This window comes from Sporomusa termitida (genome assembly GCF_007641255.1).
Taxonomy (GTDB): Bacteria; Bacillota; Negativicutes; order Sporomusales; family Sporomusaceae; genus Sporomusa; species Sporomusa termitida.
Window position 1 is genome coordinate 5136744 of the sequence record NZ_CP036259.1, and the last position, 26792, is coordinate 5163535.

25 protein-coding genes are annotated in these 26792 nt (G+C 49.9%); 20 read left to right on the top strand and 5 right to left on the bottom strand.

Annotated features, from left to right (window positions below):
* Positions 1 to 465 precede the first annotated feature (465 nt).
* Together pstC and pstA are read left to right on the top strand one after the other, a co-directional pair.
* Positions 466 to 1359, top strand: a complete 894-nt coding sequence (gene pstC, locus SPTER_RS23660) for a phosphate ABC transporter permease subunit PstC (RefSeq protein ID WP_144352633.1) — start codon at positions 466 to 468, stop codon at positions 1357 to 1359.
* A complete protein-coding gene (gene pstA / locus SPTER_RS23665; protein WP_144352634.1) occupies positions 1359 to 2219 on the top strand; it encodes a phosphate ABC transporter permease PstA in 861 nt (286 codons plus the stop codon). The genes pstC and pstA overlap by 1 nt, the downstream gene beginning before the upstream one ends.
* A 16-nt stretch (positions 2220 to 2235) precedes the next feature.
* Here pstA and SPTER_RS23670 read toward each other — a convergent pair whose 3' ends face one another.
* The 4 genes from SPTER_RS23670 to SPTER_RS23685 all read right to left on the bottom strand — a co-directional run bounded on the left by SPTER_RS23670 (position 2236) and on the right by SPTER_RS23685 (position 8089).
* Positions 2236 to 3834: a CYTH and CHAD domain-containing protein gene (locus tag SPTER_RS23670; protein ID WP_144352635.1), complete on the bottom strand. Its 1599-nt coding sequence runs from the start codon at positions 3832 to 3834 to the stop codon at positions 2236 to 2238.
* 182 nt (positions 3835 to 4016) lie between these two features.
* The gene (locus SPTER_RS23675; RefSeq protein ID WP_170233386.1) at positions 4017 to 4817 is read right to left on the bottom strand and encodes a zinc dependent phospholipase C family protein; all 801 of its coding nucleotides are present in this window, start codon (positions 4815 to 4817) and stop codon (positions 4017 to 4019) included.
* Between the two features lie 39 nt (positions 4818 to 4856).
* Positions 4857 to 6011, bottom strand: a complete 1155-nt coding sequence (locus SPTER_RS23680) for an MGDG synthase family glycosyltransferase (RefSeq protein ID WP_144352637.1) — start codon at positions 6009 to 6011, stop codon at positions 4857 to 4859.
* Between the two features lie 155 nt (positions 6012 to 6166).
* Entirely contained in the window at positions 6167 to 8089 is a 1923-nt protein-coding gene (locus SPTER_RS23685) for a GGDEF domain-containing protein (protein WP_170233387.1), read from the bottom strand.
* Between the two features lie 163 nt (positions 8090 to 8252).
* Between SPTER_RS23685 and SPTER_RS23690 the strand changes: the two genes are divergently transcribed.
* From SPTER_RS23690 to SPTER_RS23710, 6 genes are read left to right on the top strand one after another with little or no spacing between them, the layout of a single operon-like run.
* Complete coding sequence (locus tag SPTER_RS23690) at positions 8253 to 9227, top strand: SpoIID/LytB domain-containing protein (RefSeq protein ID WP_144352639.1); 975 nt, start codon at positions 8253 to 8255, stop codon at positions 9225 to 9227.
* 47 nt (positions 9228 to 9274) lie between these two features.
* Positions 9275 to 9403 carry a hypothetical protein gene (locus SPTER_RS25770; RefSeq protein WP_281289481.1) on the top strand — a complete coding sequence of 43 codons (129 nt, stop codon included), beginning with the start codon at positions 9275 to 9277 and terminating at the stop codon, positions 9401 to 9403.
* 13 nt (positions 9404 to 9416) lie between these two features.
* A complete protein-coding gene (locus SPTER_RS23695; protein ID WP_246105418.1) occupies positions 9417 to 11078 on the top strand; it encodes a spore germination protein in 1662 nt (553 codons plus the stop codon).
* Positions 11065 to 12177 (top strand): GerAB/ArcD/ProY family transporter, encoded by a 1113-nt coding sequence (locus tag SPTER_RS23700; protein ID WP_144352641.1) that lies wholly within the window; start codon positions 11065 to 11067, stop codon positions 12175 to 12177. The genes SPTER_RS23695 and SPTER_RS23700 overlap by 14 nt, the downstream gene beginning before the upstream one ends.
* Positions 12146 to 13393, top strand: coding sequence for a Ger(x)C family spore germination protein (locus tag SPTER_RS23705; RefSeq protein ID WP_246105419.1), 1248 nt, complete (start codon positions 12146 to 12148; stop codon positions 13391 to 13393). Before SPTER_RS23700 ends, SPTER_RS23705 begins: the two co-directional genes overlap by 32 nt.
* The gene (locus SPTER_RS23710; protein WP_144352643.1) at positions 13390 to 14604 is read left to right on the top strand and encodes a Ger(x)C family spore germination protein; all 1215 of its coding nucleotides are present in this window, start codon (positions 13390 to 13392) and stop codon (positions 14602 to 14604) included. The genes SPTER_RS23705 and SPTER_RS23710 overlap by 4 nt, the downstream gene beginning before the upstream one ends.
* Positions 14605 to 14613: 9 nt before the next feature.
* On the opposite strand, the gene SPTER_RS23715 is transcribed toward SPTER_RS23710, so the two are convergent.
* Complete coding sequence (locus SPTER_RS23715; RefSeq protein WP_144352644.1) at positions 14614 to 14844, bottom strand: hypothetical protein; 231 nt, start codon at positions 14842 to 14844, stop codon at positions 14614 to 14616.
* A 117-nt stretch (positions 14845 to 14961) separates the two neighbouring features.
* Here SPTER_RS23715 and yabP point away from each other — a divergent pair, with 117 nt between their 5' ends.
* The 12 genes from yabP to SPTER_RS23775 all read left to right on the top strand — a co-directional run bounded on the left by yabP (position 14962) and on the right by SPTER_RS23775 (position 26791).
* Positions 14962 to 15243, top strand: coding sequence for a sporulation protein YabP (yabP, locus tag SPTER_RS23720; protein WP_144352645.1), 282 nt, complete (start codon positions 14962 to 14964; stop codon positions 15241 to 15243).
* A 1-nt stretch (position 15244) separates the two neighbouring features.
* Positions 15245 to 15973 carry a lytic transglycosylase domain-containing protein gene (locus tag SPTER_RS23725; protein WP_144352646.1) on the top strand — a complete coding sequence of 243 codons (729 nt, stop codon included), beginning with the start codon at positions 15245 to 15247 and terminating at the stop codon, positions 15971 to 15973.
* Positions 15974 to 16006: 33 nt separating this feature from the next.
* Positions 16007 to 16486 carry a spore cortex biosynthesis protein YabQ gene (gene yabQ / locus SPTER_RS23730; RefSeq protein ID WP_170233388.1) on the top strand — a complete coding sequence of 160 codons (480 nt, stop codon included), beginning with the start codon at positions 16007 to 16009 and terminating at the stop codon, positions 16484 to 16486.
* 146 nt (positions 16487 to 16632) lie between these two features.
* A complete protein-coding gene (locus SPTER_RS23735; RefSeq protein ID WP_246105420.1) occupies positions 16633 to 16860 on the top strand; it encodes an FtsB family cell division protein in 228 nt (75 codons plus the stop codon).
* Between the two features lie 106 nt (positions 16861 to 16966).
* Positions 16967 to 17416 (top strand): S1 domain-containing RNA-binding protein, encoded by a 450-nt coding sequence (locus tag SPTER_RS23740; protein WP_144352649.1) that lies wholly within the window; start codon positions 16967 to 16969, stop codon positions 17414 to 17416.
* A gap of 236 nt (positions 17417 to 17652) precedes the next feature.
* Positions 17653 to 20109 (top strand): stage II sporulation protein E, encoded by a 2457-nt coding sequence (gene spoIIE, locus SPTER_RS23745; protein ID WP_144352650.1) that lies wholly within the window; start codon positions 17653 to 17655, stop codon positions 20107 to 20109.
* 113 nt (positions 20110 to 20222) lie between these two features.
* Complete coding sequence (locus SPTER_RS23750) at positions 20223 to 21014, top strand: threonine/serine exporter family protein (RefSeq protein ID WP_246105421.1); 792 nt, start codon at positions 20223 to 20225, stop codon at positions 21012 to 21014.
* Positions 21015 to 21026: 12 nt separating this feature from the next.
* Positions 21027 to 21476 (top strand): threonine/serine exporter family protein, encoded by a 450-nt coding sequence (locus tag SPTER_RS23755; protein ID WP_144352651.1) that lies wholly within the window; start codon positions 21027 to 21029, stop codon positions 21474 to 21476.
* Between the two features lie 3 nt (positions 21477 to 21479).
* Positions 21480 to 22862, top strand: a complete 1383-nt coding sequence (gene tilS / locus SPTER_RS23760; protein ID WP_144352652.1) for a tRNA lysidine(34) synthetase TilS — start codon at positions 21480 to 21482, stop codon at positions 22860 to 22862.
* Positions 22863 to 22876: 14 nt separating this feature from the next.
* Positions 22877 to 23416: a hypoxanthine phosphoribosyltransferase gene (gene hpt, locus SPTER_RS23765; protein ID WP_144353069.1), complete on the top strand. Its 540-nt coding sequence runs from the start codon at positions 22877 to 22879 to the stop codon at positions 23414 to 23416.
* Positions 23417 to 23526: 110 nt separating this feature from the next.
* On the top strand, positions 23527 to 25455 hold the full coding sequence (gene ftsH / locus SPTER_RS23770; protein ID WP_144352653.1) for an ATP-dependent zinc metalloprotease FtsH: 1929 nt from the start codon (positions 23527 to 23529) through the stop codon (positions 25453 to 25455).
* A 247-nt stretch (positions 25456 to 25702) separates the two neighbouring features.
* Entirely contained in the window at positions 25703 to 26791 is a 1089-nt protein-coding gene (locus SPTER_RS23775; RefSeq protein WP_246105422.1) for a YibE/F family protein, read from the top strand.
* Position 26792: the final 1 nt, after the last annotated feature.

A 26792-nucleotide genomic window follows, 5' to 3' on the forward strand; every position in this document is an offset into this window, starting at 1 on the left:
CTCTGACCGGAAACACCGGTTCAGAGCTTTTTGCATTATCAGAAAAGGCCCCCCTTCCCATGCCAGCTGCCGGGCGTAGCCGTTCGTCCCTGCGCACACATCCGGGCAGCGGCTGGGAAGTACGCGGGTACTGATTATTTCCTGACTTTGCTGGTAGTATGCCGATAAAGCTCTTCTACTTGCTAAAAGCAAAGATTTATGCCAATAATACAAAGGATAAGTAAGGGAGAAGCACATCTGCTGCCGCCGATTCTTTCAGGTCGAATGATATGGCCGGCAACCTCTTGGGCAGGGTATGTGTCACGGCTCCCTTGCTGCCTGCAGTTGGCAGGAGTCAATAATATCGGTTGAGCTGTAGGCCGCGGTTATATAAATTTAACATAAATTTAACATGAGATTAACAAAATCGGCTGCCCCAATACCGTATAATTAAAAAGAATTATTTTTTAGACAGGATGTGACTGTATGCCAACCACCGCTGCCGAACGGGAACATCGGCGCAAACTGGCGTATGACAGGTATGTGCGCTATTTGTTTATTGCCAGCGCTTCACTAATGACAATTATTATTTTATCCATCATTGTATTTGTCGGGCAGCAGGGACTAATGACCTTTAAGGAAGTGAGCCCGCTCGAGTTTTTCTTATCGCCTAAATGGGATCCCACAGAAGATCGTTACGGGGCCTTAAGCTTTATCCTGGGCTCGCTGTATGTCACCGTCTTGGCGGTACTGTTCGGGGCGCCGCTTGGCCTGGCCGGGGCTATCTTCATGGCCAAGATTGCACCGGCGTGGCTGCGGGAGATTATGCGGCCGGCGACCGATCTGTATGTTGCTATTCCGTCCGTTGTCTATGGTTATGTGGGGTTGACCGTACTGGTGCCGTTTATCCGTGAGTTTTTTAATGTGAGTACTGGTTTTGGTTTGTTTGCAGCTTCCATAATCCTGGCCATTATGATTTTACCGACAATTATCAGTATCTCTGAGGATGCTATCCGGGCTGTGCCTAAAACCCTGGAAGAGGCTTCGCTGGCGCTGGGGGCGACCCGCTGGCAGACCATTGCCAAGGTTTTGCTGCCGTCTGCCCTGCCTGGTATTCTTACCGCCATTATTCTGGCAATGGCCAGAGCCATCGGTGAGACGATGGCCGTGCAAATGGTCATTGGCAATACGCCGCAAATGGTCACGTCCCTGTTTATGCCAACCTCAACCCTGCCCAGTGAGATTGTTGTTGAGATGGGGAATACCCCGTTTGGCTCAGCCTGGGGCAATTCTTTGTTCCTGATGGCACTGGTGCTGGTACTGTTATCGCTGGTCATGATCCTGGTTATTAGGCAGATTGCGGCAAGGAGGATGGTCTGATGCTGGCGCGGAATAAGGATAAAATAGCCACAGCGGTTATGTGGCTGGCAGGAATAATCATTTTGGCGATACTGGTGGTGTTTCTGGGCTATATGCTATATAGAGGGCTGCCTGTTTTAAGCTGGAGCTTTATTACCGGTATGTCGAGCGATATTAACGCCGGCGGCGGGGTTGGGGCGCAGTTTTTTAATTCTTTCTATATTCTGGGGTTGTCAATGGTCTTTTCTATTCCTGTGGCTGTGGGGGCGGGGATTTATTTGGCCGAGTATGCCGGCAATGACCGGTTGACAGATATGATCCGGTTAAGCACCGAGAGTCTGGCAACGGTGCCGTCGATCGTACTGGGGTTATTCGGTATGATTATCTTTGTCAATATGTTTGGTATGGGATTCAGCATCATCGGCGGGGCCCTTACCTTGTTGCTGCTGAACCTGCCGGTGCTGGTGCGGGTCACTGAGGAATCGGTCCGTACAGTTCCTGCCTATTACCGGGAGGCCAGCCTGGCGCTGGGAGCCACTAAATGGCAGACCATCTGGCGGGTAGTGCTGCCTAATGCGCTGCCAGGTATCATTACAGGCATTACACTGACTGCCGGTCGTGCTTTAGGTGAAACTGCGATTTTGATATTTACCGCCGGCACTACTGTATCCCGGACAATACCTGATTTTAATGTAATGGCTGCCGGGGAAACTCTGGCTGTTCATATGTGGTATGTGATGGCTGTCGGCCTTGTGCCTGACCGGGTAGCTGTTGCTGACGGCACCGGTGCCCTGTTACTTATTACCATTCTGATATTTAATCTGATGTTTACCTTACCCAGCAAATATATACAACGTAAGATGGCCGGGGGCGGCCATTAGAAAGAAGTCCTGAGAGCTAAATCTCAGGACTTCTTTTTGGGGGAGCAGCATCATCGTTAAGTTTTAGTTTTTTTTGTTTTAAGGCTGTTTTTTTTACCTTGTTCCAGACTTTATGCCAACTATTGATGGCGGCGGCTGATCTGGCTAACTGCCAGCCAGTGATAAGACCGGCTTCACGATGGGTCAGCCGGCTGGCTGAGGCCTTTACAAGCTCATGCAGGAGTGGTGGTGTGTAGGCAACATCCTGAACATTGCCTAATAAATCCTGAAGTTTTTCCAGGCGTTTGCTGAGCAAGCGGGTATTTTCAGGCAGAACGGGAGACAAGGAATCCAGCGTATACCTAAGACGTTTGCCGGCAGTCCGGAGCTTCTGGACGGCCGGCAGATCGGTAAGGTCAAGTTCATCACCGAGGACCAGAAACTGTTGTAACCAGTGAGTTAAGCGAGTTAATAAAAAATCTTTAAATATTGGCGAGGCAGTTGCCGCATTTTTATCGGCCCAGGTTTCTATAAAAGCCCATAATCCTAACAGAGCAGGTGTCAGCTGGCCGCTAATGACAGCCCGATGGAGGCTGTCTCTTGCATTATCGTGTTTGGTGTCAATTAATGCTGCCAAACCTGATTTGCTTGCAGTTTGCGGGAGCATTTCCGCCATGTAATCAGCCATTTCCTCCCAGGCGGCACTAAATACATCCAGATCGCGCATATCCCCCAGTTTATTGCCCCAGATACTCAGTTTATCCTGCCAAAACAAATATTCCTCTATATCCAATAGCGGTTTGGCGAAATGGAGTAGTGCTTGCAGTTTGCGCAGAGCTATCCGGAAGTCATGCAGGGTCTCAGGATTGTCGGGACAGCTGATGTAGCTTTGCTGACCTGCGATTGCCTGGTGAATCGCGAAAACAATAATTTGGCAAAGAACCTTACAGGCTGGCAGGGCAGCACTCTTTTTTTTCAGGGGGGAGGGCTGTGGGGTATCATCAGCCCGAGCATCAGCCAACCCGGCCAATAGGGTTGCTCGGTACAGTTTGCTCTTTTGCTCCGGCAGTAGTGCAAACTCTGCGGCCAAAGCAGCTCCCAGCCAAACTAAATCCCGGGTGTGGCCTGCTTTTAGTTCAAGCTCAAGCTCTAAAATCTGTTGCTGCTTAGCGCCGGCGCAAATATTGCCATTGTCAAGTGCCAGTTCGATGCTGCTGCCGTTTGGCGTAATAATATCCAGCAGGTAGCGTTCAAAGTTAGTGCTGAATATGGGTTCTAACCGGCTGGAACCGGCGGCTTCGGCCAGGCGCCCGCCAATATCTGTAGTCAGAAATGGTTCAATGCTGGGGAGCGGGCTGTCTGTCGGAATGTTATACTCTTTACGCTGGTGCAGTCCGCCATCACTGGTACCGTCTGCCTTGACGGTCGCGATCCACTGCCTATCAGCCAGGCGCAGCCGGTAGGACAGGCGTGATTTTAGTAAACGCTGATCAGCTGTGTCGTAATAAGTGGTTTCAAGGCGCTGGGCAGAGGCGGGCTGAACAGACAGTTCTGTTAACAACGGGGATGTTAGCAAACGCTCAATGCAGGCAGGGTCAGCCAGGCGTAATTTAAGTTCCGCTTCCGTGTTTGACACAGGCAAAGCACCTCCTTTACAGTATGTAATGTCCCAATAAGAATAATTTTATAGGTATTCGCCTTAGGACAGGCAAGGACCTTGTCCGGCAGAGGTTTTTTAATGTTTTTAATCAGAGAAAAAATGACTCAAGAGAACCGTCCGAAACTGCTGAAAAAGTGCCACTCGTCCTCGAATACATACTATATATAGTTGTCCAATATAATTTCATTCTCAATATATTGTAGGAAATCGGTTTTAATATTGACTTTTTCAGTGGTTACGAACCGTCCCCTTGAGTCATGGTTAATACCGGACAGGGTGTAAAAGCGTTCAAACAAGCCAGCTGTTGTCCGCTGGGCGCGGGGTAAGAGGCAGGCGGTTACTGTATGAAAACGGGGCTGGTTCTCTTCCGTTAACCATTCGAGGTAATCGGCAGCGGCTAAGGCATTACTGACCAGCAAACTGTAGGGGTCTTTGTTGGCAGGGTATAAGCCCTGGTTTTCTACTGCGAACGCGGCATGATTCAGTCTGACCCAGCTCTCATATTCTTTATGGCCGGAGAAGAGTCTGGCCCGGGCGTGATGGGGGACACACAAGTCCTGCAGCAAATGCGCAGCCGCCCCCAGCAAGAACGCGGTTTTAGCAAAATCATGCTGTCTGGCGCTGTGTAAGGCAGCTTTAAAGTAAACCGAGAAACTATCAAGAGCGGTGGCAAATTGCCATAACCCCTTACCTGTCAGTGGTTCATAGTAATGGCTGACATTTTTCCAGCCTTTATCAGCCCACTGTACACCGGCATTGAGTTCGGTAAGGAACCGCTGCAGGAAACAGGCACAATGGGTAAAACCATCGTTATTCAAAATGATAATCGCTTGTTTGTTGAGGAATTCATGGGTTATACTGGGGCGGTCAAATAAGCTTTGCAAAGGACTGGCAGCAGCCAGCAGCAGGTTGGCTCCTGCCAGGTCTGCCTGTAGTGCGGGTAATGACACTGATTTCATAGTCATCTCCTCCTATTTCAGGCCAGACCACCCGGTTTGTTAGCGCGATACAGCCGCTTCTGCGGGAGAGAGTTTTTGCCAGACTGTGGTTGCAATCGCTTTCGCCGCGGCCGGACGGCCAAGCATGGAGGCCATCTCCCGCATATAGTTTAATCGCTCAGGCGTAGTTATCAATTCATAGACACTACTTGCCAGCGTGTGCGTGTTTTCAATCCACAGTGCGGCCCCTTTTCTGGCCAGGTAGGCCGCATTTTCCTCTTCCTGGCCGGGTATCGCCTGATAAAGGAGCATGGGCAGCTGTACAGAGAGTGCTTCGCTGATTGTGAGTGCGCCTGGCTTGGTGATAAGTAAATTGGCGGCTGACATTAACTCCGGTATATGCCGGGTATAGCCAAGTACTTTGACCGGATGGATAAGGGCCTCGGCTTTGGCTGTGAGATTTCGCCGCAGTGTGGCATTGCGGCCGGCGACAACGATTAAATTGAGTGGCAGCGGCAAAGTGTCAATAGTATGGACCGCCTGCTCCAGATCGCCCATTCCCAGGCCGCCGCCCATCATCAGGACAACCGGGTCATTGTTGGCAAACCCGAGTTCACGGCGAATTGCCGCTTGCTCAAAGGGTTCAGGCCGGCGGCAAAATTTGGGTCCGACCGGAATGCCTGTGGCGTAAATGCGGTTAGGAGCAATGCCTTGTACTGCCAGCTGGTGTTTGAGTTCAGGGGTCGCAACAAAATATAGGTCAGTTTCGTTATAGCACCAGAGCCGATGAATGGCAAAATCAGTAATGACACCAATCAGCGGCACGTTGATTCGCCGGGTGCGTTTCAGATAGGCAGCGGCGCCACAGGGAAAAGGATGAGTGCAGATAATAGCATCCGGCCGATGGGTATTAATCAAGGTCAGCATACTGCGCTTCATGGCTATAGCCAGCAGGCTCTGCACCTTACTGCCTGGCAGCGGCATCTGCGATAACCGGTATAATAGGTCATACATATCGGGAAACATATCAATCATTTTGAGATAGGCATCTTTTACCAGCGTATTCAGGTACGAATTCTGACCAGCCATGAAATCAACCAGCTGTGAGACCGCCGGCTGCTGATGCTGACTCTCCAGAGCCGTCTGAATAGCCCGGGCTGCCTGGGTATGACCGGAGCCCATTGATGCTGAGACTAATAAAATTTTAGCCGACATAGTGGTTCACCTCGTTATTAATCTCATTTTTATTCTAACAGATTTTATGGGCCAGACTGTTAACGTCAGGTTAAGCGGGTGTTAATTCTGCTAAGTAAAAAAACGCCCGCGTTCATTGCTTACGAATTTTGCAAACAAGAGCGGCGCGTTGTCTGTTAATCTATATGAGGTTTGGTCTGCGTAGCGGCCCTGCGGCGGTCACAAACCAGGCAGGAACCGGTCTGCTGTTTCGCCAGTTTTTTGAGTTCAGCGGCTGCCTCGGCAATCTCCAGGTAATTGGTAAACTTATGTAGCCGATTGCTTACGACGGCAATGGAGATGGACATAATGGGGAAGTGCTCAGGCTGACCCTTGCGATTTTTAATCTCTAAATAACCTTTGCTCAAATCAGCGGCATGATATTGACCTTTGATCTCCCGGTCGAATAACCCGATAATGCTGGCAGCAAGGCTTGGAACATTATCGGGCTTGGTAATGAGAATAAAATCATCACCGCCAATATGACCGAGAAAGTCATCGACAGATCCGGATTTGCCGATACTGCGGCTTAACACCTGTGCGGTTAAGAGCAGTACTTTATCGCCGCGCTCAAAGCCATATTTATCATTGTACGCCTTAAAATTGTCAAGGTCAAGATACATAACCGCAAAAGGCTCACTGGTCTCGACAAGTTCTTTCAGACGGTCTTCAATCACCCAATTCCCCGGCAGGCCGGTGAGCGGATTGGAATTATGGGCCCGGCGGATTTGGAGGTTAGTGATTTTGTTAAGCAGGGACATAATGGACACCACCCCCCAAAAAATTCCGTCTCTTACGACAATAATAAAGTCATAGAGATGAGAAGCCTCCCGGATCATCGCCATTTGCGAAACAGCCTCAAGCGGAAGTTCCGCATTGACGATAAGCGGGTGTTTATCCATAACGCGCTCAACCGGGCGGCGGTGATAGAGCGATATGCCATAATTGGTTCCTAATTGATAATACAATTTATCTTTCATTAACAGGCCAACCGGACGGTCACCATCAACGATGACAATACCGCTGGTATGTTCTTGTGTAAATATCTCCTCAACGACGCTGACAACAGTGGCAGGCGGGATTGCTGGGACTTGTTCGACAATTTCACCGATGTTTACCCCAAGACCCTTGCGGGAGCCGGATTTAGTCTGTACATCCCGGCAGTTGCACTCGGCAATTATTGCAAGCACCGCCGGCGATACTTCCGGTGGCGGCAAGCCAGGCCGTGCCAACAAAAAACCCTGACCATAGTGAACCCCTTTACTGATTAACATGGCCAGTTCGTCAGCTGTCTCAATCCCTTCGGCGATAATCTTGCTGTGAATAACGGCAGCCAGCCTGGTCATGGCATCTACCATTGCCTGTTTTAGCGGATCTTTATCAACATCATGGACAAGAGAGCGGTCAAGCTTGATATAATTTGGCCTGAGTTCGGCAATGGACTGCAGGCTGGAATAGCCTGCCCCGGCGTCGTCGATTGCTATGCTGTAGCCTTGCGCCCGGTAATGGCTGAGTGATTTGCTAAAGCTGTCAAAGTCGGTAATGGCTGTACGTTCCGTAATTTCAAACGTAATCTGCTCGGGATTGAGGCCCTGCCTGATGACCAATGTTTTGGTCAGGCCGCCGCGGAAATCCGGGTCTTTGACAACCTCGGCATTCATATTTAGAAATAATCGCTGATCCCTGCCCAGGCTGGTTAAATGGCTGACTGCTGCTTCCCGGCAAATCTGTTCTAGCACCAGGAGTTTACCGTTATCGACGGCAACACGGAAAAGTTCGAGCGGATAGTGCAGCGGGCTGCCGGCCGGCCCCCGGCTCAAGGCTTCAAATCCCATAATCCTCCCTGTATTCAGATTAACGATAGGCTGGTACACGGGGACAATTTCTTTATTTTTGATAATGGTTATGAGTTCTTCTTTGAGGTCTGCCGCTGTATCGTCTGGCCTGGGCGGTTGGGTCCCGCTAAAAAAAGACAGGCCGCCGGTGGGGAGCGCCGGTGTGTTGAACGCTACAATATTGTTATATAGGCCTTTTACCAACTGCAGCAGCTTACGCGGCATAGAGAAATACCTCCCGGAAATAAGCGAGTACTGTTTACCTCCATTATAAGCCAGCAGCTGGCAAAACTTTGTAATGATTGTGTTAACTTTTTGGAAATGTATGTAACCGGCTTTCATTTGCCATAATAACAGAGAAGTAAATGTTTAGTGAGGTGGATTTAGGATGAACAGAAAAAGCATTGTTTTTCTCACCATGATTGTGTTTGTTTGTCTGGCGCTTGCAGGCTGCAATAATCAGCCGCAGCAGAAACCGGAAACCCCGCCGATGTCTCCGAATGCATCAACCCCCCAGCCGGCAGATCCGCAGACTGAACCGGAAATTACTGTGTTTATGCATGAAACAGGGGAAAAGAAAAGCATGAAAATGGAAGAATATATTGCCGGGGTTGTGGCCGGGGAGATGAAAAATGACTGGCCGGTACAGGCGCTGGCCGCCCAGGCGATCATAGCCCGTACCTTTACCATTGAAGCCATTGATACTAAGGGCGGGGTTCCCGAACGAGGTACTCAGGCTTCAACTGATATTAAGGAGTTTCAGGCCTATAGTGCCAAGGATGTTAACGACAATGTGAAAAAAGCGGTGGAAATGACGCGCGGTATGGTAATTACCCACCAGGGCACACCCATTAAAGGCTGGTTCCACGCATCTGCGGGCGGGGTTACAGCCACTGCCAAAGAAGGGCTGAATTACCGGGAGGCCGAACCGCCCTATATCCAGTCAGTGCAGTCACCGGATGACCTGGCACCGGCTGATGTAAAAAAATGGACAGTCGTTTTCCCGAAAGAAGCTGTTATTGCGGCAATGAATAAGCTGGGTAAACAGGTAAATGACATCAGCAGTATTCAGATTACGCAGAAAGGCCCTTCCGGCAGGGCGACAATGCTTATGGTCAATAAGGCGGTTGAGGTTTCCGGACCTGAACTCCGAGTCGCATTAGACAGCACCAAGCTAAAATCCATGTTGCTGGATAAAATTGAAGTGAGTGAAGATAATGTAACCTTTGCCGGCAAAGGTTACGGCCATGGTGTCGGCATGTCGCAATGGGGCGCTCATAGTATGGCGAAAGCCGGCAAAAAACCGGAAGAGATAGTTACTCATTATTTTAAAGATGTACAGGTGGAAAAACGCTGGGATTAAGGCCAGCACACACTTAGAGGCTGGGGAAAGCCGGAAGGAAAACAGTTATGGCCAGAATTGCCTGCCGTGAAGGCGCCAATATTGCTGTTATTCCCGGCGTTCCCCCAGTCTGGTTGCATGGTGGTCTGCCGTTTTTCCCGGCTTTGGCTTCATTGCCTTGGGCAGCTACATGGTAAAGGGGGTCTGATAGTGGGTAAAAATAAAAATAAGCGGTTCCATGCTGGCAAACTATCAGATATCCTGCCGGATAATGCGCTGGATTCCCTGAAAAAACGCGTAGCTGATTTAAAGAAACTGACTCAGGTCAGCGCTGCCCTGGGCGAGGATATGTCCAGAATTGTAGCCGGCATCAGGGCTGTGCCGGCTCCGGATGATGAGATGTTTGTGTTTACACCTGAGCTGGCGCAGAATGTTAAGCTCCTGCAAACGGTATTTCGTGATTGTGATGACGTCAAATTTCGTTTCTTTAAAACAGCCGGGCGGCAGGCCCTGTTAGTATCGTTAGATGGCATGACCGACACCACCGCCCTGGAAGATAATATTCTCAGACCGCTTATGCAGGCAGCCGCTAAAAACTTTGATTTAAGGCAGTTTACGGAAGAAAAACTGACGGTGTCCGCTATTACTATTGAGCTATCTGCCGATATTGCTGTTGAGGCGGTTATGAGCGGCCGGTCACTGGTTATGATTGACGGGTTTGCTGAAATTTTGACAGTGGGTGATCCCAAGTATGTCAAGCGCAGTGTCGGGGTGCCCAGTGTGGAAGAAAACATTCGCGGCCCCCGGGATGCGTTTAACGAGACCCTGGTTGACAATATTGTTCTTATCCGCCGCCGGGCCAAAGACCCTAATATAAAAATTCGCATCGTTGAAGTCGGCGAGCGCAGCAAAACCAGGGTTGCCATTGTCTATTCCGCCAGCCTGGTCAAGCCGGGGCTTAGCGAAGAGGTAGAACGGCGCATAAGAAATATCAGCATCGACCGTGTGATCGTTTCCAAGGTGGTTGAAGATGCCATGGTAGAGCATCCCTGGACACCTTTTCCGCAGTTGGATTCGACAGAAAGGCCGGAGAAGGTGCTGAACGCCATCTATGATGGCCGGGTTGGCGTTATTGTTGATAATACACCGGCGGTCATTATGGTGCCGGCAACTTATGCCAGTATCATGCATACCGTAGAAGACTATACCATGCCGGCCTCGATTGCCAGCCTGATCCGGATCACCCGGCATATTGCCGCCTTTATCGCTATCTATACGCCGGCGCTTTATATTGCCGTTGTGTCTTATCATCCCGGTATGCTGCCTACCGGTCTGGCTATCTCCATTGCCGAACTCAGGGCCCGTACCCCGTTTCCGTCTTTCCTGGAAGCGGTGATGATGGAAACGTTATTGGAACTTTTTCAGGAAGCGGTGGCCAGGCTGCCAAAAAAGATAGCAAGTGCAGCCAGTATGGTAGGGGCGTTTGTTATTGGCACAACAGTGGTTCAAGCCGGCCTGGTTAACCCCCTCCTGGTAGTAGTCACTTCTGTTTCTGCTATCGCCTCCTATGTGATGCCTTATTATTCTTTTGGTCTGGCCCTGCGGTCTCTGCGCCTGCCGATGTTATGCCTGGCGGCTACGCTGGGGTTATATGGGGTTATGTTAGGGATTCTTATCGTTACCGTCCATCTGTTCTCACTGCGTAATTTTGGCGAGTCTTATATTGGCGGCGTCACAGATGTTGCTCTGTGGTCTGACTGGAAAGACGGGTTGATCCGGCTGCCGCAAAAATTTATGAAAACCAGGCCGGTTGAATTCGGTGCTCAGGATCAGCAACGGCAAGGAGATAACAAGGGTTATGGCCAATCTTGAAGCAAAAAACAAAATGTCGGTGGCCCAGTTTGGTCTGTTTCTTACTGCCGTGATGTTCGGCACCCAGATTATTGGCCTGCCAACCAAAGTGGTTCCCCAGGCTGAGCAGTTTGCCTGGGTGAGTGTAGTTTTGAGTGGCGGGTTGTACTTTATCGCCGTCTGGATCCTGATGAAGCTGGGAGAAATCTATCCCGGGCAGGATTATACCGCTTACCTGCCGCAGCTCTTGGGAAAATGGCCGGGGCTGACAGTAGTGGCGGCCGTGCTCTTGCTGTTGGTAGTTTTTGTCTGGGTAATTTTTAACCAGTTTAGCAGGGGTCTGGCTTTTTTTATGTTTGACCGGACACCCTATGATGTTATTATCATGGGCATGCTGGGGGTTGTTATTTACTGTGCCCTGCAGGATTTAGGGACAATTATCAGGATTACTCAGTTCACCTTTTTTGTTTCTACGGTCATGATGGGCAGTATCTGGATATTGGGACTGTTTAATTTCCAGCCGGAAAACCTGCTGCCCCTGTGGACGGACAAGCCGTGGGGTATTGTCGAGGCCACTTTCAGCACCTGGGGTGTGTACGGTGGTTATGAGATCATTCTATTATTATTTCCTGTTATCAATCGGACCAAAGGCCGCCTGGTGCTGGCACTGGCATTGGCAATTGGCTTTGTAATGCTGATTAGTTTTGTTGTCGTTATTATAACAATCGGGGTTTTGTCGGTGGAGGGGGTAAAGAATGAATCATACCCCGTTTTAGTCGTAGTAAGAAGTGTTGAATTACCGGGGACCTTCATTGAACGGTTGGAGAATTACCTGCTGATCGCCTGGATTCCCTCGGTTTTTAATACCATGGCGGTATTGGTGTATGCGATTGGTCAGACCCTGAGCCGGGTAAGCGGGTTCGCCGACCACCGACCCTGGATACTGGCGGTTACACCGGTTATTTTTCTAGGGGCGACCCTGCTGGACGGGATGGAAATGATTAAAGTGGCTGATAAGATGGTCAATTGGTTAGGGGCGGTTTTATCACTGGGGATTATGCCGCTTATCTATTTGCTTGCCAGGCGGAGTGAACGGAGGCGGATGTCAGGTGCGGGATAAAGGACGGATCAGCGGTATCCTGCTGGTGATAATTATTGCTATGATAAGCAGCGGCTGTTGGGACCAGCGCGAGCTGCAGGACCGGAATTTTGTCCTGGCAGTTGCTATTGATGCGGCCGAGGCGGGGGAGCAACCCGGCCAGAGTCCGGCCGCGAAAGCGAACGAAACCTTTGCTCAGCCCCACGGGGAAAAACGGTACAGGCTTAGCCAGCAGGTTTTGCGCTTGGGACCGGCGCGGGGCGGCGGCGAGGGACAGCAGGACAGCGGCGGCGGCCAAGCCGGTGGGCGGACCTATGTCCTGTCAAATACCGGTCAATCGCTGTTTGAGATTATCCGCGATACCCTGGGCCAAAGCAGTAAACCTCTGTATTTCGAACATATCCAGACTATTGTAATTAGCGAAGCAGCAGTGCAGCAGGCCGGTTTAAAACCGATTGTTGACTTCTTTTTACGCGATGCCGAGATGCGCTGGCGGATAAAAGTTTTTATCACCCCCGGTGAGGCCAGAAAAATCCTTGAATATGTACCGCCTAACAAAGATGCAGGCGGCATCTATCTGGCCAACATCCTGCGCAACCATGTCAAAAACATCCATGTTGCCGGTACGCGCACTGATTTAGGCAATATCAGTGTTATGCTGGGTAATAAACAGGACCTGATTATACCGCGCCTGGATATGGCGGATAATATTGTGAAAAGCAGTGGTGTGGCTTTATTTAATAAAGACAAATTTGTTGGTTATGCCGACGCGCAGGCTGTGGCCGGCATAAAAATGATCAGGAGTACCGAAAAATCGGCAATTATTACCGTGCCGGGCGATAAAGCGGATGAAGTGGTAGCCTTTGAGCTATTTATGCATGATACCAAACTGGCGGCCCATGTGGACGGCGATCAAATTTATTTTACCCTGGACATTAGTATGACGGGAAATTTGGGGGAATACCAGGCCCCGGGCCAGATTAAGGGGGCGGCTGACCCCGATTTTATCCGCAGAATTGAGGTTAAAACAGCGGCAGAGGTCAAGCGGATTGTGTTATATGGTAAAGACACCTGTCAGGCAGCAGGGTGCGATGTGCTTAATTTTTCGGCAAAACTCAAGGCTCACCATCCGCAAACCTGGGCCAAAGTAAAAGACCGCTGGGATGAACTATTCCCTTATATCCCGCTGGTGGTATCTGTTAATGTGGTTATTGCTCAGATCGGTGAACACCGATGAAAGTATTGCTGTTTCCCCGCCGCGTTGGCCGGATACTGGCACTCTGGCTGCTATTAACCGCGCTGTGCCTGATGCTGACCGGCTGCTGGGATCGGCGGGAGCTGCAGGACCGGCATTTTGCCCTGGCTGTGGCTATTGATGTGGCAGACGGCACTATAAGCGCCGCCGAAAATTTTGTTCAGCCTTATGGCGGCAAGCTGTTCCGCATGAGTGTGGAATTGCTTGATTTTGAACCCAGTCAAAGCGAACGGGGCAGCCTGTCGCCGATTAAAACCTATGTGGTTACCAATGCCGGCCGGTCATTTTTTGAAATGAACCGGGATATGATCAGTCAATTAGGCAAACCGATATCGTGGGAGCATATTCAGGTTATTGTCATTAGCGAAGCCGCCCTGGCTGCCGGCGGGCTTGATCAATTGATTGACTGGTTTCTGCGGGATAACGAGATGCGTTGGCGGATGCGTTTGTATGTTACCCCGGGAGAAGCCCGGCCGGTCATTCAGTTTAAGCCGCCCAGCGGTGAGCCTGCGGGCATATTTTTGGCCAATGCGGCCCGCAATTATTTTAGGAATCCTCATATTGTCGGCATTCAGGACGTTGGTTTTACAGCAGTGAGCCTTGATAAAAACTCGCCCCTCGTTCTGCCCAAGGTTGAACTAACTGATGATATTCTCAAGCTAGGGGGCACCGCTGTTATTGATAAGACCGGCAAACTGGCGGCATATCTTAATGAATATGAGACGATGGCTGATAAAATCATAATCGGCCTGGAAAGAGGGGCAGTGATTACGACTCCGTGTAGTGAACATCCCGATTATATTTTTGCTTACGAATTATTCCGGCATGATACCCGCCTGCATGCTCATGTGGACGGCGACAATATCTACTATACCCTGGATATCACAATGTATGGCAATATTGCCGAGATGCAGCGCTGCCCTGAACCCCATATGCATGTCAGTGATAATCCCGCCTATGCCCAAAAGCTTGAGCGCCAGTTTGCCCAGGAGGTAAAGCAGATGGTGGAGCATGGCATCAAGGTGCATCAGGATATGGGTATTGATGTTCTGTTTTTTGGCCGGAGACTCAAAATCAGTCACCCCAGGAAATGGGAGGCGGTCAAAGAGCGCTGGGATAAAGAGATTTTTCCGAAAATCCCGGTAATCATCTCTGTTAATATGAATATTAACGGGGTGGGTGAACATAAATAACGAGAAGAATTAGTTGAAGAAAAAACTGCAAAACCATAACACAAAGGCGGCGGCGGTGTAAAATGCCGCCGTTTTCCGGGCGAATCTGGCTTCCCGGCCCCGGGCGTTATGCTGATTGAGGACTGATTCCAGTCCCCAGGCTACGACCGATGTCGTGAAAAAGACGATAAGCAGCCATATAGTGGTTTGGTGCACGATCTGATACATGAGCTTTTGCCAGTAGTAGGCCAGGTCGGTCATTTAAAAAACCTCCGTAAACACTGGGATGTAATTGCGCTATTTTAATCTCTTGTACTAATAATTTGTTTTGCGGCATATACATAACTTGAAATAGCATTGGCCGGGAGGGTGAGTTTTATGCCAATAGATAATAAGACGCCAAAGTGGCGGCATCAGCTGACACTCGTTGATAGGGAAGATCTTAATGTTGACGGGGTCGTCAGCCTGGGGAGCTATGATGAAAAAGAAATTATTATGGAAACTGACCAGGGAATGCTGATTGTTAAGGGGGAAGGGCTTAATATTAAGCAGCTTAATCTTGACCAGGGGAATATTATTATAGAAGGAATCGTAAAAGGCATGAATTATGAGGATGAACAACGGCAGCGCAAGGGCTTGCTGGAACGGTTTTTAAAATAATATGCGTAGCCGGCTCCTGTCATTATGGCTGATTCTCCTGATTGCGCTTACAGTTCAGGCTGTAGCTTACAGCCTGGCTGTCAGTCTGGCTGACTACAGCCGCAGGGCTGTATACGAAAAGTTTTCATCAGGAGTTGTGGTTATGAAGGAAGTGAGCGGACTACCCTATGCCGATAAAATAAACCAGACTGGCCGGGCGTACGGTATTAATCCAGAGATCATTGCTGCTGTTATTAAGGCGGAAAGCTCTTTTCACCCCCGGGCTTTGTCTAAGGCCGGGGCCTATGGGTTAATGCAGGTTATTCCCGGCACCTGGCGGCTGGTAAACAGCCAGGCTAAGATCTGCAATGGCCGGCATGAAGGAGAATGCGGCAGTGACTGTTTTTATGATCCTGATCTTAATATTACTGTAGGCACCTATTATTTGAGTCAGTTAATACAACGCTACGGTGTTCATGCTGAATTAGCCGTTGCTGCCTATAATGCCGGGCCCGGTGCTGTTGACAAATACGGCGGCATTCCCCCCTATACCGAGACCACACGGTATGTTGAGCAGGTAGTAGCTAATTGGTGTGAGATAAGCGGCCACTGGCCGCCTGGGGCGGCAGCGGCTAAAAAATGGGAACAGGCCGCCTTAATGCTGGTCTGGGTAATTATGGTAACGGTTGTTGCCCTGTTTTTTGTGGGCAAACAGTTATGCTGCCGGTATAAATCCCTGCGCTGGCGATAAGGGAGAGTGCGCTCATACAAAAGAGGTGAACAGGTGGAGTTTTCAACCCAATTGAATACCTTCCTGTTGATTGCCGCAACAGGAATCTTGCTGGGTATGCTTTTTGACACCTACCGGGTGTTGAGGGGATATTACCGTCCTCCCTGGCTGATTACTTCAATTACAGATTTATTATACTGGCTTGTGGCGGCAGGTATTGCTTTTGTAGCACTTATTATGGGTAACTGGGGTGAGTTGAGATTCTATGTGTTTATCGCCATGTTTACCGGTGTAGCTGCCTATTACCGGTTAGCCAGCAGACATTTTCTTAGATTGGTTATCCTGCTTTTTAAGCTGGCCAGCCACCTGTGGCAGACCGGGAAGCGTATGCTGGTGTTTACCTTTATTAAACCGGTGAGGTTGCTTGTAAAAGCATTGTTTTGGCCGGTCCGCTATATAGGCAGAAAGTGTTTAGCTTGGTATAAGAAACGGCAGCCACCGCCGCCGCCGCCGGAAGAGGTACCGCCTCCCTGAAATTTTCATATAATTTACCATAAATAAAAAGGAATTGCCGCTTAAAGAGCGAATACAGTTAAGATCAAACGCAGTATGGTGATGTTATGGCGCAGAAACGTAAGAAAGCAATACGGTTTAGCTGGTTTAGGCTATGCATATTTATCATGGCCGGGTACTTTTGTTATGTAATTATTCTTCAGCAGACGGAGCTTTATCAAATCCGCCGCGAAATGGATGTTGTGAATACCCGCTTGGCTGAGGCTGAAGGGGTTAATAAAAGTTTGACGGCTGAGAAGAAACAGCTGAGTATGACCGAGTATATCGAAAAAGTAGCCCGTGAGCAGCTTGGTTTGGTAAAACCGGGGGAAGTACCATATATTCCGGCCAGATAAGCGCCATTCCTTGACACATTTTCATTATCAAGAGTATAATATGGATTGCGGGTTCCAAAACAGGATACAAAAAGTACGAAGATTTTAAGGAGGAAGTTTGATTAGTATGTCCATTGAAGTTGGCAGTGTTGTAGAAGGAGTTGTGACCGGCATAACAAACTTTGGCGCTTTTGTCGAATTGCCGGGTGGGAAGGTAGGATTAATTCACATCTCTGAAGTTGCTGACGTATACGTCCGCGATGTCAAAGATTTTTTGAAAGAACAAGACAAAGTTAAAGTTAAGGTCTTATCTGTAGACGATCGCGGCAAAATTGGCCTTTCTATTAAGCAGCTGCAGCCTCCTGCGCCAAGAAAGCAGCATTCCAACGATTTCCGCCGCTCTAATAGAGTGAATAGCTTAACCTTTGAAGATAAGCTAAGCAAATTTTTAAAAGACAGTGATGAGCGCCTGACTGATTTAAAGCGCAACACCGACTCCAAACGTGGCGGTAATGGTGGCCGGGGTGGTGCCGGCGGCGGCGGTGGCGGTGGCAGTGCAGCGCGCCGGGCTGAATAAATAGGAGTACTTGCATAGTTTTATTGGATTATCGACAAAAATGGAATAACTTAACCTGAAAAATAGAACTAAAACCACTCGGTCATGGCTTGACCGGGTGGTTTTTTGCCTATTAGCCTACCTTTTATGTCGGTTTTTTTTATTAACAGGTCGACGTAAACAGACAAATATTTTCATGGTAATATCTGTAAAATTTTAGATACGGTGCAAGACACTTTTTACAGGGGTGAAAAATCATGCCAAAAGTATCTATTATTACCCTGCCTGAAGAAATGCTGCAGGCGCCGCCTGTCCGGCAACCGGCAGATTCTGTGCCTGAGGATAAGCCGGGGTTTCCCTGGCGGGAATTCTTTGACTGGATCAGGCTGAGTTTAAGGGCTCTGTTTCATCAGGACAACCTGCCGGTAAACCTGCTAGCCCTCTTAATTGGGAGAGTTTCGCTTATGGGGGAGATAGCCCCCTTCGGGCTGGCTTTATTTGCCGCCATTGCCGGGCTGGCCCGGGAGCGGGCCGCTGCCGCAGGCGTATGGGCACTGGCCGGTGTCATCAGTGCGGGCTTCTATCAGGAGGGAATTATTTATTTATTGTCAATGCTGCTCTACTGGCGCTTGTCAGACAAGCTTTCGCGCTATGAGAGAAAAGTACAGGCGATTCCGCTTTTTATGTTTGGCTGTGTATTTTTGAGCGGGATGGCACTTACCTCCCTGGGAGCATCTTCACTGTATGGAACCATGCTGGTTGTGTTTGATGCAACATTATGTATGATACTGGTTTTTGTTTTTCAATATGGGGCGCCCCTCTTCCTGCATAACAAAATTCATCAGGCCGGGGCGGAAAACCTGATTTGTGGAATTATTATGCTGGCCATCGCTGTAGCCGGGTTGGGCAGTTTAACGATATATGACTTTAGCGTGCGTAATATTGCCGGCTCGCTTATTGCCATGACCCTGGCATTTAGCGGCGGTTCCGGGCTGGGTGCTTCAGTCGGAATTATAACCGGCCTGGTTGTTGGCTTAAGTGACGGGGATGCCGCTTCAGCTATTGCCATGTATGCACTGGCAGGCATGTTGGGCGGATTATTCCGGGAAATGGGCAAGGCAGCCGTATTATTAGGCTTTATTTTAGGCAGTGCGATTGCGGTATTATATTTTGGACAGCCTGGTGAGCTGCTGCTGGCAATGGGTGAAGCAGCTGTGGCCGGGGCCGCCTTTATGCTGGTTCCTGCCGCCAGGATGAGCCAATGGCGCGAACCCTGCATCGACCAGGCCGGCAGTGCCGAGGCCGTACGGCAGACAATCAACAACGCAGTGGATAAACTGACTAATATTGCTGATATCTTTAAAGACTTATCCGGGGTCTTTGATTCTGGCAGCATGAATGACAGTGCTGCCTATAGTGCAAAGCTTAAAGACCGGCAGCTGTCGCAGCTGCTGTCGGCAGTCGGGGAAAGTATATGCGGACCCTGTGAGCGCCGGGGCCAATGCTGGGATCGTGATTTTTATCAAACCTACCAGGCTATGCTTGATATGCTGGCTTGGGCTGAAGCCGGAAAGCTTAAAGCAGAAGCTATTCCCGGCATTATAAGAGATACATGCATAAACCGGCAGGAGTTGGTAGCTCTTATCAGTCAAGTGGCGGAAAGCAACAGGACACACTGGTACTGGCACAGAAAGCTGACAGAATGCCGCCAGGTGGCGGTTGAACAGATGAAGGCCACCGGGGACATAATTGGCAATCTGGCGCAGGAGTTAAAAAAAGGGCCGCAAACAGATGCTGAGGTTGCAGGTATGCTGGCAGAGCGGGCCGCAGTATTAGGCTGCCCGCTAAGCAGAGTACGGGTGATCGGCGAGCGGGGCAAGGTGACGGTAGAGGCTCACAAAGCTGTGTGCGATGGCACGCGGGAGTGTGTTAATACGGTCCTGCCGCTTACGGCCAACTTATTGCAGGAAAAAATGGCATTACAGGCTGAGTGCGGCAGTAGGATACGGCATAAGACCTGTAGATTAACCATGGAACTGGGGGAGCGCTATTTTGTGGAAACAGGTATGGCAACAGTGCCCAAAGAAACCGGCGGAATATCTGGTGATACCTGTATTGCCCAGCCTGTCGGCCGGGGCCGGACAGCACTTATCTTAAGTGACGGTATGGGGAGCGGGGACGCAGCGGCCAGCGGGAGCGGACATGCTGTAAAATTTCTACAGCAGCTGCTGGCGGCAGGCTTTGAAGTTGATACAGCTATTAAAACAGTAAATTCAATGTTATTGATAAAAATGCCGGGAGATATGTTTGCTACAGTGGATATGGCCGTAGTTGACACGTTTACCGGTGAAACGGAATTTCTGAAAGTGGGCTCGGCCCCCAGTTATATAAAACGGGTGCGGGAAGTAACGACAATTAATCCGGCCGCCCCGCCGATGGGCATATTGGAGAATGTCGAGATTGAACCTGTGCGGCGGGTATTGGCTCCAGGTGATATTATTGTTATGGTCAGTGACGGCATGATTGATGCGGCCCGCAGTTCGGAACGGGAAACCTGGGTGGCGAACTTCCTTCGCCGTATAGGGAGCGAGCGGCCACAGGATATTGCCGAGAGATTATTGAAACAGGCAATCGACCTAGCCGGCGGTGTGGCTAAAGATGATATGGCCGTGCTGGTAGCCAGGGTGGCTGAACGGCCGGAGCTTGTGCAGTAACTGCAGGGAGCAAACTGAGTCAGACTTAGTTTGCTCCGTTTATTTTTTGCTGACATAGGAAAGACTACCATAATGTCTAATTTATGGCAGGAAATTATTCCAACAGGCGCGAATTGACAACTAAAACAGGCGGCGGGGAAAATATGCAAATCCTGTTAGAACAGATAGTCGACATAACAATTCTGGCCGGGGACATTATGCTGAAAAATGGGGCCGAAACCAGCCGGGTGGAGGAAACTATGTTTCATATTGCCCGGTCGTTAGGGGCCGTTAAGGTGGAGAGTTTTGTCATTCCTACCGGTGTATTTGTTACTGTCACTGATACAACCGGCCGGACCAGTACTATCATGCGCCGGGTGCATGACCGGACAATTAACCTTGACCGTATTGCCAAAGTAAATGAATTATCCTGGCGGCTGACGGACAGGCGGATTGATTATCAGCAGGCCTATGCCCATCTTGAGCGCATTGCCAGAGAACGGACCGGGTTTTCCCTTGTTCCCTCCATGCTGGCATCCGGGATCGTGGGCGGGGCGGCGGCAATTCTTCTAAATGCCGGCGTAGCTGAGAGTCTGGCTGCTTTTACCACCGCGCTGATTGTCCGGTATATTGCCCATGTCATTTCCCGGCTGCATGGTGTTAAGTTTACTTTCGAATTTTTTGGCGGTATGACAGCGGCCCTGGTAGGGATGTTGTTTAACCATATGTGGCCGGAGCTCCGGCCAGACAATGTTGTTGTGGGGGGAATCATGCCCTTGGTGCCGGGAGTGGCGATAACCAATGCGATTCGGGATGTTATTGCCGGTGACCTGCTAAGCGGGTTGTCCCGTGGGCTTGAGGCAGCGTTGACCGCTGTCGCCGTATCCATGGGGGTTGTAATCATTTTGGCTGTCAGCGCCTATTGACTGGGGTGATATATGTTTATTGTTAAGGTTGTAGCCGTTTTGGCGATGAGTATTGCGATCGGTGTCCTGTACCGTATTCCCCGCAGGCTTCTGGGCTATGCAAGTGTTACCGGGGTAGTGGGGTGGATTGTTATGCATGGGGTGGTTCTGAATGGGGTAAACAGTATAATGGCCAATTTTCTTGGCAGTATGGCTGTTGGCTTGCTTGCTGAACTTTTGGCCAGAATTCTAAAAAAGCCAGCAACAATTTTTATTGTTCCCGGCTTTATTCCTTTAGTCCCGGGGCGTGAAGCCTACACTGCCATGCGCTTTATGGTAGAGGGCCGGTATGATGAAGGGGTAGCCATGGGCATGCTGACACTGTTAACCGGAGGAGCGATTGCTTTCGGTATTTTTGTAAGTTCTACTTTGTATCGGTTAACACGCTTGAGCACAGACTATCAAATAGAGAGCCGGGGATAGAGGATGCTTGCTAAAGTAAAGGCCTGGGTGAGCCGTCATCGGCTATTAGTACCGGGCAGCCGGATTTTGGCGGCTTGTTCGGGTGGCCCTGATTCGCTGGCTCTGGTGCATATACTCAACCAACTGAAGGATGAATATGGCTTCTGTCTGGCAGTAGCCCATATGAACCATATGTTTCGGCCCGAAGCAGCGCAGGAAGCAGAATTCGTCGCGGCTTTTTCCGCCGGTCTGGGGCTGGCGTGCCAGGTAACGTCAATTAATGTCCCTGGCTATCAGCAGGCCAATAAACTGTCGGCAGAGGAAGCGGGGCGGATACTCCGGTACCAATATCTGCGTCAGGTAGCTGCTGACTGGGGCGGGGCGCAGATTGCCACAGGCCATCATCGGGATGACCAGGCAGAAACGGTACTGATTAATTTACTGCGTGGTGCCGGTAGTGGCGGACTCCGGGGCATGCAGCCGCTAAGCGGTGATATTATCAGGCCGCTGCTGGCGGTAAGCCGCTGGGAAATTGAAGAATATTGCCTTAGGCAACAGTTAGCTCCCTGTCAGGACAGCTCTAACCTTACGACTGATTATTTGCGGAACAGGGTTAGACTGAACCTGCTGCCGGTGCTGGAGGCCGATTATAATCCCGCTATCCGTGAGGCGTTATGGCGTCTGGCGGTGCTGGCCGGTGATGAACATGATTATATTTACCAGGAAGCTGGCAAACTATGGGGGACAATCATTAATGCTGACCGGGGCAAGGCCGTCATTAACAGCCGGGCTTTGGCTGATTTGCATCCGGCCCTGCAGCGTGCGTGCATCCGGCAGGTTATTGAGAAAAAACGTGGTACCCTGACAGGAATAAGCTTTATTCATGTGGAAAATTTAACAAATATGGCATTAGCGGGTGAAGTCGGATCGCAGATGACACTGCCGGGGGGGCTGACTGCCAGGAAAACATACACAACGCTGGAAGTAGGGGCAGCTTGTATTACCGGCGTGGAGCACCGGCTGGGGACGGTACCGTCAGAAGTCGCTATACCTGGTATAACAAGGATAGACAGCTTGACGGTAACGGCCGAGATTGTTTCTGCGCCGGCCGCCGGGGGGAGGGCAACGGCCGTTTTTGACCTTGAGCAGCTTTGTTTGCCGGTTACCCTGCGGGGCCGCCGGCCAGGCGACCGGTTCCGGCCGCTCGGGCTTAACGGCAGCAAGAAAATTAAAGATTTTTTTATTGATAGCAAGGTGCCTGAATCTCAGCGGGACTCGGTTCCCATTGTCTCTGATCAACAGGAAATTATCTGGGTAGCCGGCTATCGCCAAAGCGAACATGGCCGCATCACCGGCAATACGAAAAAGATTTTGCAGCTTAGTATTACTAAACAGGAGGAAATTTGAATATGAGTAATAATATGATGGATGACGTGGAGAAGATATTGTTTAGTGAGGAAGAGCTGACTGCCCGGATTAGGGAGATGGGGGCAGCGATCACTGCTGATTATGCAGGCAAAGAAATATTGATGATTGGAATTCTGCGCGGGGCGGTTTTCTTTATGGCTGATTTGGCCCGGGCTGTCAAGCAGACTGTGGCTATTGATTTTATGGCTGTTTCCAGTTACGGGGCCGCGACTTCCTCCAGCGGCGTTGTCAGGATTTTAAAAGACCTGGATGAAGATGTGGCCAATAAGCATGTGCTTATTGTCGAGGATATTATTGATTCAGGACTGACACTAAACTACCTGATGGAAAACCTTTGGTCCCGTAAACCTGCCAGCATTAAGATCTGTACGTTGCTAAACAAGCCTGAACGGCGTAAGGTGGAGGTGCCGATTGCCTACAATGGCTTTACGATTCCCGATTACTTTGTTATCGGTTATGGACTGGATTATGCTGAGAAATATCGTAATCTCCCGTTTATCGGGGTGCTTAAGCCTGAAGCTTATGCAGGATAAATGTTTTTCCGTAATTGTCAATTATTACTTAGTATGCTATAATTATGCGATATGAATGGTAACATGTTTCTAACGCCGTTTTTGTGGTCCAGCGAGAGGAGGGCTACTTGTTGAACAAGTTTTTCCGGAATGTAAGTTTTTACCTGTTGATTATCATCATAGCCATATCGATAATCGACTATTATTCGTCACGGACGACCCCTAAACAGGAAATCAGCTATACTCAGTTCCTAAAGCAGGTAGAGGAACAGAAGGTTGAGCGGGTGACTATTGTTGACAATACCATTCGCGGTAAGCTGAAAGACGGGCAGGAGTTTACCACCATTGCCCCCGATGATCCTACGCTGATCAATCAGCTGCGGGATAAGAGTGTGGATATTAAGGCCGAGCAGCCGCCGCAGCCTCCGTGGTGGACGACTATCTTTTCTTCTATTCTGCCAATGCTGTTGCTCATTGGTGTGTGGTTTTTCATCATGCAGCAGACCCAGGGCGGCGGTAACCGGGTAATGTCGTTTGGCAAATCACGGGCTAAGCTGCATGGGGAAGAGAAAACCAAGGTTACGTTTGCGGATGTGGCCGGTGCTGATGAATCCAAGCAGGAATTGGAGGAAGTTGTCGAATTTCTGAAGCATCCCAAAAAGTTTAATGATTTAGGAGCCCGTATCCCGAAAGGCGTGCTGTTATTCGGGCCGCCTGGTACAGGCAAAACGTTATTGGCCCGGGCGGTAGCCGGTGAAGCCGGGGTTCCATTCTTTAGCATCAGTGGCTCTGACTTTGTTGAGATGTTTGTTGGTGTTGGGGCATCAAGGGTACGGGACCTGTTTGAGCAGGCCAAGAAAAGTGCGCCCTGTATTGTATTTATTGACGAAATTGACGCTGTCGGCCGTCAGCGCGGGGCCGGTCTTGGCGGTGGTCATGATGAGCGCGAACAGACATTAAATCAGTTGCTTGTTGAAATGGATGGCTTTGGTGTCAATGAGGGGATCATTATTATTGCTGCCACCAACCGGCCGGATATTCTCGATCCGGCGCTGCTGCGTCCCGGCCGGTTTGACCGCCAGATTGTGGTTGACCGTCCTGACGTAAAAGGCCGGCTGGAGATATTGAAAGTGCACACCAAAGGCAAACCTGTTGCCAAGGAAGTAGACCTTGATGTGCTGGCGCGCCGGGCCCCGGGTTTTACCGGCGCCGATTTGAGCAATCTGGTCAACGAAGCCGCGCTGTTGGCTGCCCGGCGTAACAAACGCCGTATTGAAATGCCGGAACTCGAAGAAGCTGTTGAGCGGGTAGTCGCAGGACCTGAACGCAAGTCCAAGGTTATCAGCGACAAAGAGAAAAAGCTCACAGCCTATCATGAAGCGGGTCATGCGCTGGTCGGCATGATGCTTACGCATACCGATCCTGTACACAAAGTATCGATTATTCCCCGCGGCCGGGCTGGCGGTTATACACTGATGCTGCCGAAGGAAGACCGTTACTATGCTACCAGGACTGAACTCTTAGAGCAGCTTAATACCCTTCTCGGCGGCCGGGTTGCGGAGGCTGTTGTGTTGGGTGAAATTAGTACCGGTGCGCAAAATGACCTTGAACGGGCCACCGATCTGGCGCGCAAGATGATTACAGAATATGGTATGAGTGAAGCGTTGGGGCCGATTACCTTTGGCCGCCGCCAGGAGCAGCAGGTTTTCCTGGGCCGGGATATTTCCCGGGACCGCAACTACAGCGAAGAGGTAGCCTACTCAATTGACAAGGAAGTCCGGCGGATGATTGAAGCCGCTTACGCTAAAACCGAAGAAATGCTGAAGGACAATATTGAGAAGCTGCATCTTGTTGCCAATGCGCTTTTGGAGCGAGAAACTCTGGAAGGCGAGGAACTGTCGCAACTGTTAAACCAGGGTAAAATTAATCAAAAAGATAAAAATAGCGATGATGATCAGCCACCTGTTGATGTGGCGCCTGTCAATGCCCAGGATGGGCTTGATGATGGCACAGGACCTAAGGTTGTTTATAGTTTTGGGTTACCGGATTCACGCTATTAATGGGTCCTATAAAAACGGCAGGAAGTTATCCTGCCGTTTTTTTTTAATCCATCAGAATTTATAAAAATTTGCTGCCGTGATCGAAGGGATAAGAAAAATCTGTACCCTAAAGGGCACCGGCGGCTTCTGCCGGCGTCCTTTAGGACTTGGCTAAGCCAAGTTTTCTAATGCCTGTAAGCTGGTTTTAGTTGAAAGAACCGCTTAGGTGGGCTAATATGGAAATAGTATCCGGGACAGGAGGGTTAGTTTGAAAAAGCAGCTATTGTTCATTCTGGTAATGCTATTGTCAACTGGTTCACTGCACGCTGCTCCGACCCCGGCAGTTGCCTATGAAAAGGGAACAGTGGTCTTTGTCGGTCCCCTTGATCAGTCTATGCAGAAGCAATATCAGATGGCTAAAGGCGAGCTTGTCAGTATTCGAATGACAAGTGGTCCGGAAGCCGGTAAGGTTGTTGATACGTTTAATTTTGTCTCGTCCCATTCCGCGTATGAGATAAAAGTTAACCCCGGGGATAAAGTCATTGTTGCCGTTACTCACGACCTAGGGAAAACCAGCTATTATGTCAGTGATTTTGACCGTTTTGACTATGTATATGTTTTAGGGGGGTTGTTTGTTCTGGCGCTGGTTGTGTTTGGTGGCTTTATTGGCGCTAAGTCCGTATTCGTTATTGCCTTTTCGGTGCTGCTGATTTTTAAATTTTTTATCGGCCAGGTACTTGCTCATCAATATAGCCTGACACTTTTAACGCTGGCAGTGGCGGCAGTGATTGCCATGGCAACACAGCTTGTCATCAGCGGCTTATCCAGAAAGACGCTGGCTGCCGTATTGGGTACAATTGGCGGGGTGGCGATAGCCGGACTGCTTTCCATGCTGGCGATAAAACTTATGCATCTGACCGGGCTTGATTCGGAGGAAGCCATGCTGCTTAAAGCTTCAACCTTGTCGAACATTGATTTTCAGGGTGTGCTGTTTGCCGGTATGGTCTTTGGGGCGCTGGGCGCGGTTATGGATGTTACGATCTCAATTGCCTCAGCTGTATATGAAGTCAAGAGCGTACATCCGGCGATCAGTTTTAAAGAACTGGTACAGGCTGGTATGAATGTGGGGCGGGATATTATGGGGACAATGTCTAATACACTGATTCTTGCCTATGCCGGCAGTGCTTTGCCGCTCATGTTACTAATAGCCTCGCAGCAAAATGCACCGATGCTGAAAATTCTTAACCTAAACCTGATTGTGACGGAGTTTGCCAGGGCGCTTACAGGCAGTATCGGCCTGATTTGTGCCATACCACTGACGGCAATGATTGCAGCCATGCTGCTTAACCGGGATTAAC

Coding starts and splice junctions, on each gene's coding strand:
- pstC (WP_144352633.1), top strand. CDS start 466: ATGCCAACCACCGCTGCCGAACGGGAACATCGGCGCAAACTGGCGTAT.
- pstA (WP_144352634.1), top strand. CDS start 1,359: ATGCTGGCGCGGAATAAGGATAAAATAGCCACAGCGGTTATGTGGCTG.
- SPTER_RS23675 (WP_170233386.1), bottom strand. CDS start 4,817: ATGAAATCAGTGTCATTACCCGCACTACAGGCAGACCTGGCAGGAGCC.
- SPTER_RS23680 (WP_144352637.1), bottom strand. CDS start 6,011: ATGTCGGCTAAAATTTTATTAGTCTCAGCATCAATGGGCTCCGGTCAT.
- SPTER_RS23685 (WP_170233387.1), bottom strand. CDS start 8,089: ATGCCGCGTAAGCTGCTGCAGTTGGTAAAAGGCCTATATAACAATATT.
- SPTER_RS23690 (WP_144352639.1), top strand. CDS start 8,253: ATGAACAGAAAAAGCATTGTTTTTCTCACCATGATTGTGTTTGTTTGT.
- SPTER_RS25770 (WP_281289481.1), top strand. CDS start 9,275: ATGGCCAGAATTGCCTGCCGTGAAGGCGCCAATATTGCTGTTATTCCC.
- SPTER_RS23700 (WP_144352641.1), top strand. CDS start 11,065: ATGGCCAATCTTGAAGCAAAAAACAAAATGTCGGTGGCCCAGTTTGGT.
- SPTER_RS23710 (WP_144352643.1), top strand. CDS start 13,390: ATGAAAGTATTGCTGTTTCCCCGCCGCGTTGGCCGGATACTGGCACTC.
- SPTER_RS23715 (WP_144352644.1), bottom strand. CDS start 14,844: ATGACCGACCTGGCCTACTACTGGCAAAAGCTCATGTATCAGATCGTG.
- yabP (WP_144352645.1), top strand. CDS start 14,962: ATGCCAATAGATAATAAGACGCCAAAGTGGCGGCATCAGCTGACACTC.
- SPTER_RS23725 (WP_144352646.1), top strand. CDS start 15,245: ATGCGTAGCCGGCTCCTGTCATTATGGCTGATTCTCCTGATTGCGCTT.
- SPTER_RS23735 (WP_246105420.1), top strand. CDS start 16,633: ATGGCCGGGTACTTTTGTTATGTAATTATTCTTCAGCAGACGGAGCTT.
- SPTER_RS23740 (WP_144352649.1), top strand. CDS start 16,967: ATGTCCATTGAAGTTGGCAGTGTTGTAGAAGGAGTTGTGACCGGCATA.
- spoIIE (WP_144352650.1), top strand. CDS start 17,653: ATGCCAAAAGTATCTATTATTACCCTGCCTGAAGAAATGCTGCAGGCG.
- SPTER_RS23755 (WP_144352651.1), top strand. CDS start 21,027: ATGTTTATTGTTAAGGTTGTAGCCGTTTTGGCGATGAGTATTGCGATC.
- tilS (WP_144352652.1), top strand. CDS start 21,480: ATGCTTGCTAAAGTAAAGGCCTGGGTGAGCCGTCATCGGCTATTAGTA.
- hpt (WP_144353069.1), top strand. CDS start 22,877: ATGATGGATGACGTGGAGAAGATATTGTTTAGTGAGGAAGAGCTGACT.